This window comes from Stutzerimonas nosocomialis (assembly GCF_005876855.1).
In the GTDB taxonomy this organism is placed as follows: domain Bacteria; phylum Pseudomonadota; class Gammaproteobacteria; order Pseudomonadales; family Pseudomonadaceae; genus Stutzerimonas; species Stutzerimonas nosocomialis.
This window is the reverse complement of sequence record NZ_QLAE01000014.1, coordinates 24640-39317: the sequence shown is the minus strand read 5'-3', so window position 1 is coordinate 39317 and position 14678 is coordinate 24640. Positions and strand designations below refer to the sequence as shown.

Below are 14678 nucleotides of genomic sequence, written 5' to 3'. Positions count from 1 at the left end.
GGCCCGATTGTTTGGAACTCCCAACTGCAACGTCGGTGGGATTTCAAGGCGCCGAGCCATCCCTTCCTACAGGACGGTCATGTCCTACACGTAGCTGCTGATCCTTATGCATAGCCGGCGGATCATCGCGTGAACATGTGTCCCCTCCGCTCGGCTACGGCATCCTCCACTTGAATGCCGGCCAAGCGAGTGCGAATGGCGTTAGATTTTGAAGCGCATGACCAAGCTGTTCAGATCAATCGCCAAACGGGAGAGATCTTGACTAGCCGCACTGGTCTGATGTGCGCCGGCAGAGGTTTGCACCGCTAGATCACGGATATTGACCAAATTGCGATCGACCTCTCGCGCCACCTGGGCTTGCTCTTCAGAGGCGCTGGCTATGACCAGGTTACGCTCGGTAATGTGGCTGATTGCCTGGGTAATTTCTTCCAGTGCCTGGCCTGCGGCGCGGGCGACATCAAGGGTGCTGTGAGCCAGCTCGTTGCTGTTGCGCATCGCAGACATTGCCTCATTGGTGCCTTCTTGCACTCCAGCAATCATGCTTTCGATTTCTCGGGTGGATTGCTGCGTCCGGTGCGCCAGGGCACGGACCTCGTCGGCCACCACAGCGAAACCACGGCCAGCCTCACCAGCCCGGGCAGCCTCGATTGCCGCGTTGAGAGCGAGCAGGTTCGTCTGTTCAGCAATGGAACGGATTACGTCTAGCACGCTGCTGATACTACGTACTCTGTCGGCAAGCTGTTCGACCTGAGTTGCCGTCCCGGTCACGTTCTCGGCCAAACTGGTGATCGATTCGACGGTTTTGATGACTTGGCGCTGCCCTTCACGGGCTGTTTTATCAGAGTCGCGGGAGGCTTCGGATGTGGCAACCGCATTTCGCGCGACTTCATCGACTGCCGTGGTCATTTCATTGACTGCGGTCGCAGCTTGCTCCAGTTCGTTATTTTGCTGATGCAAACCTTTGCTCGAATCCTCGGTGACAGCATTTAGCTCTTCGGCTGCCGAAGCCAGTTGATCCGACGAACTGGCGATGCTCTGGATGGCGTCCTTCAGGTTTTGTTGCATCGTCTGCATGGAGCGAAGCAGAGTGGCTGGCTCATCCGATCCAGCAACAATAATAGTCTCAGTTAAATTGCCAGCCGCGATCGTCTCCGCCACCCGTACGGCTTCAGACAGCGGCTTGACGATACTCCGCGTCAGCGCCAACGCCAGAGCCGCAGTAAGCAAGGCCGCGAATATGACGAGACCGATTACAGACGTGACAGAGCGGTCATATACCTGATCGGCCAATGCCGAGGATGAATCCGCCACTTCTGCGTTAATTTTCATAAGCGCGCCAAATTGCGCCCCAAGGTCATCCGAAAGTGCTTTGTATTCAGTGCCGAGCAGAGAAGCAAGCTCATCCAGGCGCCCTTCGTTCGACAATCGGATTAGCTTGTCGTTAACCGCATAGTAGGCGTTGAGTGCTTGTTCCAAGCGCAAGAACTGTTGGCGCTCGCGGTCATTGGAGAGCAGCGTCTCATACCGCTCTTTGGCCGTCTTTAACAGCTCCGTGAGCTCCGCCGCACGAGCAATACTGATTGCCAGTTCCTCTGGCTGACGGTCGACCAGTATGCGGAAGGAAACGATTCGAATTCGAAGGATGTTTTCGTTAATTCGCCCCAGCGCAGCGTAGCTGGGCATGCTGTTTTCCCTTAATTCGACAGCCGCACCCCGGATTGTCTTCATCTCAATAAGAGAAAAGGCTCCCAGCAACATTACAAGCAATGCGATTAGTGAAAAACTGAGAAACGCGCGCGGCGCGATTTTAATGCGTCGAAGATACATGTCGATTATCCAGTGTCTAGAGCTGAGCGAAATTAGCGTTCCGATATTCCTCTCTCGTTATCGGCGCACAGACAACTCGCTAGAAGGTGACTGACGATAATCAAGCATGAGAATGAGGCATCATGCGTCTGGACAATTTGGCTTCCCCGCCCGACGGAGACCTATGGAAAGCCCTACCGTCCCGCCGAGACGAGCCGCTGTCTGTTGATGGCGTGGTTGTTGACCGCACCGGTCTTCGAAGCCTCTTCCGTCATCACGAGGCCTATTCGTTTCGGACAGCTGGCCAATTCAACAAGGGCAAGCCGGAGGCTCAGTTGCGATCTGTTCGGATATCGAGGGAGTTGCGCCTGGAATACAGCGCGGAGGCATACACGAACCGCTCATATGTCAGTTCGTCGACGGCGCGAGCATTCCCGCTGATGGCGCTGCGCCATGCAGGTGACGGCTGGATAGAGAAAGCCCTTCGCCTTGGGCCAGATGGGGGGCGGCGATGACCGATCAGGCAGAAATCCTGAGCCACGCACCACTCTGCCGCCTTTCTGGTTGCGCAGAAAAACAGTAGCCGGGAACGATGCGGGAACGCCCACACCCGCTTTTCGATTCCTCAGAAACGCCGAAGGCCCCGGAATTCGGGGCCTTCGGACTTCAAGATGGCGGAGGCGGTGAGATTCGAACTCACGGAAGAGTTTCCCCTTCGGCGGTTTTCAAGACCGCTGCCTTAAACCACTCGGCCACACCTCCGCATAAAGCGGGCGGCAATATTACCGAATCGAAACACACTGTCAAACACTGCCCCCTGGTACGGTTTTCAGCCTCTGCTATGATCCGGGCAGATCGTCTTCAGGTTTGTCTGCACCATCAGGAGTGTCGTCATGCACGAACAGAACTACGCAGTAAACAGCGCGCAGGTCGAGGAACGGGAAGTCAGCAAGGTGCTGCGCAATACCTATGGCCTGCTGGCCATGACCCTGGGCTTCAGCGGACTGGTCGCCTACCTCGCGATGCAGGCCAACGCGGCCTACCCGAACATCTTCGTGGTGCTGATCGGCTTCTACGGCCTGTTCTTCCTCACCGCGAAGCTGCGCAATTCGGCGTGGGGCCTGGTCTCCACCTTCGCCCTGACCGGCTTCATGGGCTACACCCTCGGCCCGATCCTCAACATGTACCTGGGACTGGCCAATGGCGGCGAGCTGATCGCCTCGGCCCTGTCGATGACCGCCCTGGTGTTCTTCGGTCTGTCCGCCTTCGTGCTGACCACCCGCAAGGACATGAGCTTCCTCAGCGGCTTCATCACCGCAGGGTTCTTCGTCCTGATCGGCGCCATGCTGGCGAGCTTCTTCTTCCAGATCAGCGGTCTGCAACTGGCCATCAGCGCAGGCTTCGTCCTGTTCTCCTCGGCCTGCATCCTGTTCCAGACCAGCGCCATCATCCATGGCGGTGAGCGCAACTACATCATGGCCACCATCAGCCTGTTCGTCTCGATCTACAACCTGTTCATCAGCCTGCTGCAGCTGCTCGGCATCTTCAGCAACAACGATTGATCCAACGGCGTCGGAAGAGCCCGCTTCGGCGGGCTTTTTCGTTTCTGCAGCTGGCGTATCATTGCGCCCATGCTCTGCCATGGTGAACCATGAAATTCGCGATCGCCCTCTTCTCCGCCCCCTACAGCCCCGCCTCGCGCCGGGCCTTGCGCTTTGCCGAGGCGGCCCTGGCCGGTGGCCACGAGATCGTACGGCTGTTCTTCTATCAGGATGGCGTCCACAGCGCCTCGGCCAATGTCGTCACCCCGCAGGATGAACCGGACACCGCCGCCGAGTGGTCGCGCTTCATCGCGGCCAAGCAGCTGGACGGCGTGGTCTGCATCGCTGCCGCTCTGCGTCGAGGCGTACTGGATGCACGTGAGGCCGATCGCCATGGCCGCCCCGCCGCCAACCTCGCCCAGGGCTGGGAGCTTTCGGGGCTCGGTCAATTGCATGAAGCCGCGCAACAGGCAGATCGTCTGATCTGCTTCGGAGGTCATTGATGGCTCGCTCGATGCTGATCATCAGCCGGCAATCGCCCTGGTCCGGGCCCGGTGCCCGCGAAGCACTGGACATCGCACTGGCCGGCGGCGCTTTCGAGCTGCCCATCGGGCTGCTTTTCCTGGACGACGGCGTCTTGCAGCTGGCCCCCGGACAACAGGCAGCGGCCTTGCAGCAGAAGGACCTCACCGCCAACCTCAAGGCGCTCTCGCTGTTCGGCGTGGATGAGCTTTATGCCTGCGCCCGCAGCCTTGCCGAGCGGGGCATGGCCGGTTCCGGCCTGACGCCCGCGGTGCAGACCCTCGATGCGCAGGGCCTCGCCGAACTCATCAACCGATATGACCAGGTGATCACGCTCTGATGGGTACCCTGCACGTGCTCTCCCACTCCCCCTTCAGCGACGACCGCCTTGCGAGCTGCCTGCGCCTGCTCGCGCCGGGCGATGCGCTGCTGCTCACCGGCGATGCGGTGTACGCGCTGGCGGCGGATACCGCGCAGCGGCAGGCACTGGAGCTGATGCCCGATAGCGTGGCGCTGTTCGCCCTGGACGAAGACCTGCAAGCCCGCGCAGTGGTCGCGCTGCCGGCGCGCCTGACGGCTGTCGACTACAGCGGGTTCGTCGAACTCTGCGCGCGCTACGCCCGGGTCAACAGCTGGCTATGAATGACCGACTGATCGTGGGCGAACACCCCGTCGCCCTGGACAAGGAAGGCTACCTGGTCGACCTCGACGACTGGAACGAGGCGGTCGCCCTCCAGCTCGCCGCGGCCGAGGGCATCGCGCTCGAAGCCGACCACTGGGAAATCATCGGTCTGCTGCGGCAGTTCTATCGGGAGTTCCAGCTGTCACCGGCGACCCGTCCGCTGGTCAAGTACGTGGCGCGGGAACTGGGCCCTGAAAAGGGCAACAGCCAGCACCTCAACCGCCTTTTCAACGGCACGCCAGCCAAACTTGCCGCCAAGCTGGCTGGCCTGCCCAAGCCGAGCAACTGCCTATGATGGTGACACCTGCCGAACACCCCTTCGCCCCCTTCGTCCGTATTCTCGGCAAGGGCAAGCGGGGAGCCCGCGATCTGACCCGTGAGGAAGCCAGGCAAGCCATGGGCATGCTGCTCGACGGCGAGGTCGAGGAAGCCCAGCTGGGCGCGTTCCTGATGCTGCTGCGGCACAAGGAAGAAAGCGCCCAGGAACTGGCCGGCTTCACCGAAGCGGTCCGCGAACGACTGGAGGCACCCTTGATCCCCGTCGACCTGGACTGGCCGAGCTACGCCGGCAAGAAGCGCCACCTGCCCTGGTACCTGCTGGCCTGCAAATGCCTGGCTCAGAACGGGGTGCGCATCCTCCTGCACGGCGGCGGCGCCCATACCGCCGGCCGGATCTATACCGAACAGCAACTCGAGCTGCTCGCAATCCCCCTATGCAGCGATTGGCACGAGGTTGCCGCCGCACTCGACAACGGTACGCCGGCGTTCATCCCGCTGGGCGCCTGGATGCCCGAGCTGCAGCGCATGATCGATCTGCGCAACGTGCTCGGCCTGCGCTCGCCGATCCATTCGCTGGCTCGCATCCTCAACCCCCTCGGCGCGCGCTGCGCGCTGCAGAGCATCTTCCACCCCGGTTATCAGGAGAACCACCGCGAAGCCAGCCGGCTGCTCGGCGACACCTCCATCGTGATCAAGGGCGAGGGCGGCGAGATCGAGATCAACCCCGACGCGCGGTCGCACCTGTACGGGACCCAGGCCGGTGAAGCCTGGGACGAGGAATGGCCGCCCCTGTCGCCGCAGCGCCACGTGAAGCCGGCCACGCTCGACCCGCAGCAGATGCTGACCGTCTGGAACGGCACGGCCGAAGACGACTACGCGCAGCTGGCCGTCGTGGCGACCATGGCCCTGGGCCTGCGTGCACTCGGCCGCAGCCGCGACGAAGCCTTCGCGCTGGCGAACCGTTACTGGGCGGCGCGCAATTCATCGAATCCGGCGATGGATTTGACCGGGGTTTAGCGCGCTTCGATCGAACCAACGCCCCTAGACTGCCTCCTATCTGAAGCGAGAGGAGGCAGATATGGGACTTTTGGTCGACGGCCAGTGGCAGGACCGCTGGTACGAAAACAGCAAAGACGGGAAATTTCAGCGCGAGCAGGCTCAACGCAGAAACTGGATCAGTTCGGACGGCGGGCCCGGTCCGGACGGCCAGCCCGCAGCCCCTGCCGAGCCGGGGCGCTACCATCTCTACGTGTCCCTGGCCTGCCCCTGGGCTCACCGCACGCTCATCTTCCGCAAGCTCAAGCAGCTCGACGCGCTGATCGACGTTTCGGTGGTCAGTTTCCTGATGGCCGAACATGGCTGGACCTTCGATCGCAGCACCGGCTCGAGCGGCGATGCGCTGGACGGCTTCGACTACCTCCACCAGCGCTACACCGCCGATGACCCGAACTACACCGGCCGGGTAACGGTACCGGTGCTGTGGGATCGCAAGGAGCGGCGCATCGTCAACAACGAGTCCGCCGAAATCATCCGGATCTTCAACGATGCGTTCGACGCAATCACCGGCTCGACCCTCGACCTCTACCCCGAGCCATTGCGCGAGCAGATCGACGCCCTCAACGAACGTATCTACCCGGCCGTCAACAATGGCGTTTATCGCGCCGGCTTCGCCACGGCCCAACCGGCTTACGAAGAAGCGTTCGACGAGCTGTTCGCCGAGCTGGATCACCTGGAGGCGCTATTGGGCACCCAGCGCTACCTGACCGGCACCTTTCTCACCGAAGCCGACTGGCGCCTGTTCACCACCCTGGTGCGCTTCGACGCCGTCTATCACGGGCACTTCAAGTGCAATCTCAGGCGCATCGAGGACTACCCCAACCTGTCGAACTGGCTGCGGGAGCTGTATCAGTGGCCCGGCATCGCCGAGACGGTGAATTTCGAGCACATCAAGGGCCACTACTACCGCAGCCACCGGAACATCAACGCCAACGGGCTGGTGCCCAAGGGCCCCGAACTCGCCCTGGACCGCCCTCACGACCGCGGTCGATTACCGGGGCGAGGGATCTGGACGCGACGCTGACGACGTCAGTCACCCGGATGGCTGGCCTGGGCGCCTTCGAACCAGGCCAGCTTGTCGCGCAGCGAGACGACGTCGCCGACGATGATCAGGGTCGGCGCCTGGACCTGATGACGCGCCACCTGTAGCGGCAGATCGGCCAGCGTGCCGGTGAACACCCGCTGGTTGGCCGTGGTGCCCTGCTGCACCAGCGCGGCCGGTGTGTCCGGCCGTCGCCCGTGGGCGATCAACTGCTGGCAGATGACCGGCAGCCCCACCAGCCCCATGTAGAACACCAGGGTTTCGCCGGGCGCGACCATTTCCTGCCAGGGCAGGTTGCAGCTGTCGTCCTTCAGGTGACCGGTGATGAAACGCACCGACTGGGCATAGTCGCGGTGGGTCAGGGGGATGCCGGCATAGGCCGCGCAGCCGCTCGCCGCGGTGATGCCAGGCACCACCTGGAACGGAATGCCGTGAGCGGCGAGCTCCTCGATTTCCTCGCCGCCACGGCCGAAGATGAAGGGGTCGCCGCCCTTGAGACGCACCACGCGCTTGCCCTGCCGGGCCAGTTCGACCAGCTGCTGGTTGATCTGATCCTGCGGCAAGGCATGATTCGCCCGCTGCTTGCCGACGTAGATGCGGTCGGCGTCGCGGCGGCAGAGTTCGAGAATCGCAGGCGCAACCAGGCGGTCGTAGAGCACCACATCGGCCTGCTGCATCAGGCGCAAGGCACGGAAGGTCAACAGGTCCGGATCGCCAGGGCCGGCGCCGACCAGATAGACCTCACCCAGCTCGCGCGGTGCCGCGCCTGCAAGCTTCTCGGCGAGCAAGGTGCTGGCCTGCTCGTCCTGGCCGGCGAGGCAGCGCTCGGCGATCGGCCCCTGGAATACATCTTCCCAGAAGACCCGGCGCTGCTGAAGGTTCGGCAGCGCCGCCTTGACCTCGCGACGAAAGCGCTTGGCCAGACCGGCGAGGCGCCCATACGCGGCGGGAATCCAGGTTTCCAGCCGGGCGCGGACAAGCCGCGCCAGCACCGGCGCATCACCACCGCTGGACACCGCGACGACCAGCGGAGAGCGGTCGACGATGGCCGGGAAAATCACGCTGCACAGCGCGGGCGCATCGACCACGTTGACCGGCATGCCGAGGCGGTTGGCGTCTTCGGACACCTGGGCATTGAGCGGTTCGTCGTCGGTCGCAGCGACCGCCAGGACGCATCCGCCCAGATCCTCGGCGGCGTAGACCCGCTCCACGCACGCCCCACCTCCCTCTTCCACCAGGATGCGCAGCGACGCCTCGATATCCGGCGCGACGACCTTCAGCCGAGCGCCGGCGTCGGCAAGCAGTCGCGCCTTGCGCAGCGCGATTTCGCCACCGCCGACCACCAGAACGGTGCGCCCGCGGAGCATGTGGAACAGCGGTAGGTAATCCATCGAAACGGTCCTGCAGGCGATAACGGCGAAACGGGCGGGCGGCATGAGGCCGCCCGGCGGCTCAGCCTATGAGCTCGATGCCGCCCATGTAGGGCTTGAGCACCTCGGGCACGCGGATGCTGCCATCGGCCTGCTGGTAGTTTTCGAGCACCGCCACCAGCGTGCGGCCGACCGCCAGGCCCGAGCCGTTGAGGGTGTGCACCAGCTCCGGCTTGCCGGTCTCGGGATTGCGGTAGCGCGCCTGCATCCGGCGCGCCTGGAAGTCCCCGCAATTGGAGCACGAGGAGATTTCGCGGTATTTGTCCTGGCTCGGTACCCAGACTTCCAGATCGTAGGTCTTGGTCGCCCCGAAGCCCATGTCCCCCGTGCACAGGGCCAGTACCCGGTACGGCAGCTCCAGCAGCTGCAGCACACGCTCGGCGTTGGCAGTCAGGCTTTCCAGGGCTTCGAACGAGCGGCTCGACTCGACGATCTGCACCATCTCCACCTTGTCGAACTGATGCTGGCGGATCATCCCGCGGGTATCCCGACCGGAGGCACCCGCCTCGCTGCGAAAGCACGGCGTATGGGCGACGAACTTCAAGGGGAGCTGCTTGGCGTCGAGCATCTCGCCGGCCACGATGTTGGTCAGCGACACCTCGGCCGTCGGGATCAGGTACAGGTCGGCCTGCCCTTCGCGGCCGATCCTGAACAGGTCTTCCTCGAATTTCGGCAGCTGCCCGGTGCCCTGCAGTGCCGGCGCCTGCACCAGATAAGGCGTATAGGCTTCTTCGTAGCCATGTTCGCGGGTGTGCAGGTCGATCATGAACTGCGCCAGCGCGCGGTGCAGCCGGGCGATCGGGCCGCGCATCAATGCGAAGCGCGCGCCCGACAGCTTGGCCGCCGTTTCGAAGTCCAGCCAGCCATGCTGCTCACCGAGCGCGACATGATCCTGAACCGGGAAGTCGAACGTCGTGGGTGTGCCCCAGCGACGTACCTCGACGTTTTCGTCCTCGCCCTTGCCCACCGGGACCGACTCGTGCGGCAGGTTGGGCAGACTAAGCATCAGCTGATCCAGTTCGTCCTGAATGCCCTGCAGGTCGGCTTCGGCCGCCTTGAGTTCGGCCCCCATGCGGTCAACGTCGGCCAGCAGCGGTGCGATGTCCTCGCCACGCTGCTTGGCCTGCCCGATGGACTTGGAGCGGGCGTTGCGCTCGGCCTGCAACTGCTCGGTGCGCGTCTGCACCGTCTTGCGCTGGGCTTCGAGCGCCTCGATACGCGCCACGTCGAGCTGAAAGCCCCGGGTGGCCAGACGGGCTGCGACGTCCTGCAGCTGGTTGCGTACGAGTTTGGAATCAAGCATGGCGAGTCTCGTTCTGTTGAGGCTTTGGATTAGCAAGAGGAAGCGAAGTTTACTGCGAAGCGTGCGCGCTTCATAACCTGGCGAGCGATACCCCCAGCCATGCGGCCAGCAACCCGCCGCCGACACTGAGCGCGAGATAGGCCAGCGCGACGCCGATCTGCCCGGACTCGAGCAGGCGCAAGGTATCGAGGGAAAAGGTCGAGAAGGTGGTCAGCGCGCCGAGAACGCCCACCACCAGGCCGCCGCGGATTTCCAGAGGGATGTCCGGGCGCTCCAGGAAGGTCATGTACAGGTAGCCGATCAGCAGGCAGCCAAGCAGGTTCACCGCGAGGGTCGCACCATAGAAGTAGCGCGGCCAGTTGGCATTGACCCAGTTGCCCACGCCGAAGCGAATCAGGGTGCCGACCACACCGCCCGCCGCGACCGCCAGCGCCATGCGCATCATGGTTTTCGTCTCTGGCGGGGGCTTTCCCGGTCCAGCCGAGCCAGGTGCTCGAGCTTGTCGCGGATCTTGCCCTCCAGGCCGCGCGGCACCGGCTGGTAGTACTGACGCGGCGCCAGGGCTTCGGGGAAATAGTCCTCGCCCGCGGCGTAGGCATCCGGCTCGTCATGGGCGTAGCGATACTCTTCGCCGTAGCCGAGCTCCTTCATCAGCCGCGTGGGGGCGTTGCGAAGATGCAGCGGGACTTCCTGCGAGCCGTTTTCCGCCGCATCGCGCATGGCCGCCTTGAAGGCGGTATAGACCGCATTGCTCTTCGGTGCGCAGGCGAGATACACGATTGCCTGGGCGACGGCCAGCTCGCCCTCGGGGCTGCCCAGACGCTCCTGCACGTCCCAGGCATTGAGGCACAGGCCCAGCGCACGCGGGTCGGCATTGCCGATCTCCTCGCTCGCCATGCGCACGACGCGCCGGGCGATGTAAAGCGGATCGCAGCCACCATCGAGCATCCGGGCGAACCAGTACAGTGCCGCGTCGGGATTCGATCCACGCACCGACTTGTGCAGGGCGGAAATTTGGTCGTAGAACGCCTCCCCGCCCTTGTCGAAGCGACGCCTGCTGTCGCCCAGCAGATCCTGCAACAGGGACGCGGCGATAGGCTCGCCCGGCTCGGCCAGGTCCGAGGCGTTCTCGAGCAGATTGAGCAACCGCCGCCCGTCACCGTCGGCGGCGGCCAGCAGCATGCGAAAGCTCTCCTCCGGCAGGCTCAGGTGGAGATCGCCCAGCCCCTTGGGCTCGGTCAGGGCGCGTTCGACCAGACGGCGCATCGCCTGCTCGTCCAGGCTCTTGAGCACGTAGACGCGGGCGCGGGACAGCAGTGCGTTGTTCAGCTCGAACGAAGGGTTCTCGGTGGTCGCGCCGATGAAGATCAGCGTGCCATCCTCGACATAGGGCAGGAAGGCGTCCTGCTGGGACTTGTTGAAGCGATGCACCTCGTCGACGAAGAGTATCGTCCGCCGCCCGTACTGGGCGGCCTGCTGCTTGGCCACCTCGACCGCCAGGCGGATTTCCTTGACCCCGGCGAGCACCGCCGAAACCGTCTCGAAGTGAGCATCGGAAACCTTCGCCAGCAGTCGCGCCAGGGTGGTCTTGCCGACCCCGGGCGGCCCCCAGAAGATCATCGAGTGCAGTGCGCCCTGTTCCAGCGCCTCGCGCAGGGGCTTGCCCCGGGCCAGCAGATGTTCCTGCCCCACGTACTCGTCCAGCGTGGTCGCGCGCAAACGCGCGGCCAGTGGCTGGGATACGGGTTCGCGACTGAACAGGTCCATCGAGCTTAGGGCCTCAAGCGGCCACATGGGCCGCGGCAGATCATGCGTGGTCGGACGTCACTCGCTGATGACGTCCGCGCCGGCGGGAATTTCAAAGGTGAACTGGTCAGCCGGGATCGGCTCGTTCATCTTCACACCCATGAAGAGAATGTTGGTGCGCTGACCGACGCTGTCGATCAGCTGCATGTCGTTGATCACCCCACCCCGGAAGGACAGTCGCAGGTTGTCGAACAGCGTGTCGCTCGCCCTGGGCTTGAGCACGAAATCCACCACGTCGCCGGCTTCCTTGTGGGAAATCTCGAAGTTCTGGCTGATTTCGGAAACGTCACCGGAAAGCAGCAACGCCGGAGTATGGGTCAGGCGCTGGTCCAGGGTCTGGATGGTGACCTGCTCGAGATCCGGATCGTACAGCCAGACCTTGCTGCCATCGGACACCAGCAGCTGCTCCATCGGCGCGTCGGTGTGCCAGCGGAACTGCCCGGGGCGCTTGAGCGCCAGCTCGCCCGAGGCCTCCTGGAGCTGGGTGCCGGTGCCGTCGAGGGACAGCTGGGAGAAACGCCCGCTGAGCGTTTCGGCCTTGCTCAACAAGGCCGTCAGCCGTTCGGTGGAAGCGGCCTGATCGGCCTGGGCCGGGCCCACGAACAGCAGAGCGGAGGCGAACAGCACGCGTATCAGATGCATTGGTACCTCGGCAATCAATCGCGAATCGGGGCCGGCGCGATCACTTCGCGCGAGCCGTTGGTATTCATGGAGGTCACGACGCCGGCCATTTCCATGGCTTCGATCATGCGCGCAGCGCGGTTGTAGCCGATCTTCAGCTTGCGCTGGACCGCGGAAATCGAGGCGCGCCGGCTTTCGAGCACGAAGCGCACCGCTTCGTCATACAGCGGATCCTCTTCGCTGCCCTCGCCGCCACCGCCTTCGCCGCCACCCTCGAAACCGCTGCCGCTTTCTTCGACGCCGGCAAGGATTTCCTCGATGTAGTCCGGCGCGCCACGGGCCTTCCAGGCTTCGACCACCCGGTGAACCTCGTCGTCCGAAACGAAGGCGCCGTGCACCCGGATCGGCAGGCCGGTGCCAGGTGGCAGATAGAGCATGTCACCATGGCCGAGCAACTGCTCGGCGCCACCCTGATCGAGGATGGTCCGCGAGTCGATCTTGCTGGACACCTGGAACGCCATCCGCGTCGGGATATTGGCCTTGATCAGACCGGTGATGACGTCCACCGAGGGGCGCTGGGTCGCGAGGATCAAATGGATACCGGCCGCCCGTGCCTTCTGCGCGATACGGGCGATCAGCTCTTCGACCTTCTTGCCGACGATCATCATCATGTCGGCGAATTCGTCGACGATCACCACGATGGTTGGCAGCGTCTTGAGCAGCGGCGCTTCGTCTTCCATGCTCTCACGCCGATAGAGCGGGTCGATCAGCGGCGTGCCCGCCTCCTCGGCATCCTTGACCTTGCGGTTGAAGCCGGCGAGGTTCCTGACGCCCATTGCCGCCATCAGCTTGTAGCGCCGCTCCATCTCCGCCACGGACCAGCGCAAGGCGTTGGCCGCCTCCTTCATGTCGGTGACCACCGGACACAACAGGTGCGGGATGCCTTCGTAGATCGACAGTTCCAGCATCTTCGGGTCGATCATGATCAGCCGCGCCTCTTCGGGCGTCGACTTGAACAGGATCGACAGGATCATGGCGTTGACCCCGACGGATTTACCGGAGCCGGTGGTACCGGCCACCAGCAGGTGAGGCATCTTGGCAAGGTCGGCGGTCACCGGCTTGCCGCCGATATCGTGGCCGAGCGCGATGGTGACCGGCGACTTGGCCTCGTCATACTGGGTCGAGGAAAGCACTTCCGAGAAGCGGACGATCTGCCGGTCCTCGTTGGGGATCTCGATGCCGACGGTGGTCTTGCCGGGGATCACTTCCACCACCCGCACGCTGATCACCGCCAGCGAGCGCGCCAGGTCCTTCGCGAGGTTGGAGATGCGGCTGACCTTAACGCCCGCCGCGGGCTGGATTTCGAAACGGGTAATCACCGGGCCCGGATGCACCGACTCGACGATTACCTCGACGCCGAACTCCTTGAGCTTGATTTCCAGCAGCCGCGACATCGCTTCGAGCGATTCGGGCGAATATTGCTTCTGCTGCTTTTCGGCGACATCGAGCAGCGAGATCGGTGGCAGACTGCCCTCGACCGCGGTGTCGACGAACAGGTTGGCCTGCTTCTCCTTCAGGACCCGCTTGCTCGGCTCCACCGGCTTGGCCGGCACCGGCGGGGTGATCACCGGAGCGGGACGCTTCTCGCGCTCGCTCATGTGCTTGGCCAGCGCCTCCTCGCGCTCGATGACGCGCTCCTTGACCCTGGCACGCTCGCGCTTGTCCGCAACCATCGGCGCGGCGACTTCGTTGACCAGATCATCGGCGTCGCGCAGGCGCGCGACCTTCTGCTGGCGCTCCGTGCGACCGGCCCACCAGCGGCTGAAGAAGCTCTGGATCAGCTCACCCAGATCCAGAGTGATCTTGCCGGTGACGTCCATCACCTTGAACCAGGACAGGTCGGTGAACACGGTCAGGCCGAACAGGAACAACGCCAGGAAAACCAGCGTACTGCCCTGAACGTTCAGCGACATAACCGCCAGTTGCCCAAGGCTTTCGCCCAGCGCGCCACCTGCGGACGCGGGCAGATGATTGGCCGCATCGAAATGGATGTAGGCAAGCGCCGAGCCTGACAGCACCAGGAATACCAGGCCGATCAGGCGCCAGGAAAACAGCCAGCCGCTCCACGACCAGGGCTGATGGCGGGCACGAAACACCTGCCAGGTCTTGATGCCGAGCAGCAGCGGAAACAGGTAGGCGAAATAGCCGAGCGCCATGAACAGCACGTCGGCAAACCAGGCGCCGGCACGCCCCGCGGCGTTCTGCACCTGCTGGACGTTGCTGGTGTGGGTCCAGCCCGGGTCGCCCGCATCGTAGGTGAGCAGGGCCATCCACAGGTAGGCGCACAAGGCGCCCAGCGCGATGAGGGCGCCTTCCTTGAGACGGTAGTGCAGCTGCTGACGCCAGGCGGCGGCAAGTGAAGGTACGGAGGTATTCTTCAAAACGCGTTCTTTCCTGCGCCGTTGGGCGCGATCTGTTTAGCCGTGGCCGGCCGGAACCTGGCCATTGTACGGGTTTGTCGACGCGATGCCATGTCGGTTCCCTGGCCGCTTGGGCTTTTACCCGAGCTTCGGTGTAGCATAACCGGCAA

At 63.7% G+C, this 14678-nt stretch carries 15 protein-coding genes and 1 tRNA gene; 8 read left to right on the top strand and 8 right to left on the bottom strand.

All coding sequences use genetic code 11. The annotated features are described in order from the left end of the window. Positions 1 to 201: 201 nt before the first annotated feature. Complete coding sequence (locus tag DN824_RS10815; protein ID WP_138408413.1) at positions 202 to 1827, bottom strand: methyl-accepting chemotaxis protein; 1626 nt, start codon at positions 1825 to 1827, stop codon at positions 202 to 204. A gap of 122 nt (positions 1828 to 1949) precedes the next feature. Here DN824_RS10815 and DN824_RS10810 point away from each other — a divergent pair, with 122 nt between their 5' ends. Continuing rightward, positions 1950 to 2321, top strand: coding sequence for a hypothetical protein (locus tag DN824_RS10810; protein WP_138408412.1), 372 nt, complete (start codon positions 1950 to 1952; stop codon positions 2319 to 2321). Positions 2322 to 2478: 157 nt separating this feature from the next. Here DN824_RS10810 and DN824_RS10805 read toward each other — a convergent pair. Then, positions 2479 to 2568: transfer RNA gene (locus DN824_RS10805), tRNA-Ser, on the bottom strand. Between the two features lie 131 nt (positions 2569 to 2699). Here DN824_RS10805 and DN824_RS10800 point away from each other — a divergent pair. From DN824_RS10800 to DN824_RS10770, 7 genes are all read left to right on the top strand, one after another. Next, positions 2700 to 3368: a Bax inhibitor-1/YccA family protein gene (locus DN824_RS10800; protein ID WP_138408411.1), complete on the top strand. Its 669-nt coding sequence runs from the start codon at positions 2700 to 2702 to the stop codon at positions 3366 to 3368. A gap of 89 nt (positions 3369 to 3457) precedes the next feature. Then, a complete protein-coding gene (gene tusD, locus DN824_RS10795) occupies positions 3458 to 3850 on the top strand; it encodes a sulfurtransferase complex subunit TusD (protein WP_138408410.1) in 393 nt (130 codons plus the stop codon). Then, complete coding sequence (gene tusC, locus DN824_RS10790; RefSeq protein WP_138408409.1) at positions 3850 to 4209, top strand: sulfurtransferase complex subunit TusC; 360 nt, start codon at positions 3850 to 3852, stop codon at positions 4207 to 4209. Before tusD ends, tusC begins: the two co-directional genes overlap by 1 nt. Beyond that, positions 4209 to 4511: a sulfurtransferase complex subunit TusB gene (gene tusB / locus DN824_RS10785; protein WP_138408408.1), complete on the top strand. Its 303-nt coding sequence runs from the start codon at positions 4209 to 4211 to the stop codon at positions 4509 to 4511. The genes tusC and tusB overlap by 1 nt, the downstream gene beginning before the upstream one ends. Then, positions 4508 to 4846 carry a TusE/DsrC/DsvC family sulfur relay protein gene (locus DN824_RS10780; protein ID WP_138408407.1) on the top strand — a complete coding sequence of 113 codons (339 nt, stop codon included), beginning with the start codon at positions 4508 to 4510 and terminating at the stop codon, positions 4844 to 4846. The genes tusB and DN824_RS10780 overlap by 4 nt, the downstream gene beginning before the upstream one ends. Then, a complete protein-coding gene (locus DN824_RS10775; protein ID WP_138408406.1) occupies positions 4843 to 5847 on the top strand; it encodes a glycosyl transferase family protein in 1005 nt (334 codons plus the stop codon). The genes DN824_RS10780 and DN824_RS10775 overlap by 4 nt, the downstream gene beginning before the upstream one ends. Positions 5848 to 5908: 61 nt before the next feature. After that, positions 5909 to 6910: a glutathione S-transferase family protein gene (locus tag DN824_RS10770; RefSeq protein ID WP_138408405.1), complete on the top strand. Its 1002-nt coding sequence runs from the start codon at positions 5909 to 5911 to the stop codon at positions 6908 to 6910. A gap of 5 nt (positions 6911 to 6915) precedes the next feature. Here the strand turns inward: DN824_RS10770 and cysG are convergent, their stop codons facing one another. The 6 genes from cysG to ftsK all read right to left on the bottom strand — a co-directional run bounded on the left by cysG (position 6916) and on the right by ftsK (position 14529). Further along, on the bottom strand, positions 6916 to 8319 hold the full coding sequence (cysG, locus tag DN824_RS10765) for a siroheme synthase CysG (RefSeq protein WP_138408404.1): 1404 nt from the start codon (positions 8317 to 8319) through the stop codon (positions 6916 to 6918). A 61-nt stretch (positions 8320 to 8380) separates the two neighbouring features. Beyond that, complete coding sequence (gene serS / locus DN824_RS10760) at positions 8381 to 9661, bottom strand: serine--tRNA ligase (protein ID WP_138408403.1); 1281 nt, start codon at positions 9659 to 9661, stop codon at positions 8381 to 8383. A 70-nt stretch (positions 9662 to 9731) separates the two neighbouring features. Further along, on the bottom strand, positions 9732 to 10106 hold the full coding sequence (gene crcB / locus DN824_RS10755) for a fluoride efflux transporter CrcB (RefSeq protein WP_138408402.1): 375 nt from the start codon (positions 10104 to 10106) through the stop codon (positions 9732 to 9734). Continuing rightward, entirely contained in the window at positions 10103 to 11428 is a 1326-nt protein-coding gene (locus DN824_RS10750; RefSeq protein ID WP_138408401.1) for a replication-associated recombination protein A, read from the bottom strand. The genes crcB and DN824_RS10750 overlap by 4 nt, the downstream gene beginning before the upstream one ends. Before the next feature lie 57 nt (positions 11429 to 11485). Next, positions 11486 to 12109, bottom strand: a complete 624-nt coding sequence (gene lolA, locus DN824_RS10745; protein WP_138408400.1) for an outer membrane lipoprotein periplasmic chaperone LolA — start codon at positions 12107 to 12109, stop codon at positions 11486 to 11488. Between the two features lie 14 nt (positions 12110 to 12123). Then, a complete protein-coding gene (gene ftsK, locus DN824_RS10740) occupies positions 12124 to 14529 on the bottom strand; it encodes a DNA translocase FtsK (RefSeq protein ID WP_174236494.1) in 2406 nt (801 codons plus the stop codon). Between the last annotated feature and the right edge of the window lie 149 nt (positions 14530 to 14678).

What these genes read in the sequence shown, in the direction of transcription:
- DN824_RS10815 (WP_138408413.1), bottom strand. Translation starts at nt 1,827, where the DNA reads ATGTATCTTCGACGCATTAAAATCGCGCCGCGCGCGTTTCTCAGTTTT.
- DN824_RS10810 (WP_138408412.1), top strand. Translation starts at nt 1,950, where the DNA reads ATGCGTCTGGACAATTTGGCTTCCCCGCCCGACGGAGACCTATGGAAA.
- DN824_RS10800 (WP_138408411.1), top strand. Translation starts at nt 2,700, where the DNA reads ATGCACGAACAGAACTACGCAGTAAACAGCGCGCAGGTCGAGGAACGG.
- tusD (WP_138408410.1), top strand. Translation starts at nt 3,458, where the DNA reads ATGAAATTCGCGATCGCCCTCTTCTCCGCCCCCTACAGCCCCGCCTCG.
- tusC (WP_138408409.1), top strand. Translation starts at nt 3,850, where the DNA reads ATGGCTCGCTCGATGCTGATCATCAGCCGGCAATCGCCCTGGTCCGGG.
- tusB (WP_138408408.1), top strand. Translation starts at nt 4,209, where the DNA reads ATGGGTACCCTGCACGTGCTCTCCCACTCCCCCTTCAGCGACGACCGC.
- DN824_RS10780 (WP_138408407.1), top strand. Translation starts at nt 4,508, where the DNA reads ATGAATGACCGACTGATCGTGGGCGAACACCCCGTCGCCCTGGACAAG.
- DN824_RS10775 (WP_138408406.1), top strand. Translation starts at nt 4,843, where the DNA reads ATGATGGTGACACCTGCCGAACACCCCTTCGCCCCCTTCGTCCGTATT.
- DN824_RS10770 (WP_138408405.1), top strand. Translation starts at nt 5,909, where the DNA reads ATGGGACTTTTGGTCGACGGCCAGTGGCAGGACCGCTGGTACGAAAAC.
- cysG (WP_138408404.1), bottom strand. Translation starts at nt 8,319, where the DNA reads ATGGATTACCTACCGCTGTTCCACATGCTCCGCGGGCGCACCGTTCTG.
- serS (WP_138408403.1), bottom strand. Translation starts at nt 9,661, where the DNA reads ATGCTTGATTCCAAACTCGTACGCAACCAGCTGCAGGACGTCGCAGCC.
- crcB (WP_138408402.1), bottom strand. Translation starts at nt 10,106, where the DNA reads ATGATGCGCATGGCGCTGGCGGTCGCGGCGGGCGGTGTGGTCGGCACC.
- DN824_RS10750 (WP_138408401.1), bottom strand. Translation starts at nt 11,428, where the DNA reads ATGGACCTGTTCAGTCGCGAACCCGTATCCCAGCCACTGGCCGCGCGT.
- lolA (WP_138408400.1), bottom strand. Translation starts at nt 12,109, where the DNA reads ATGCATCTGATACGCGTGCTGTTCGCCTCCGCTCTGCTGTTCGTGGGC.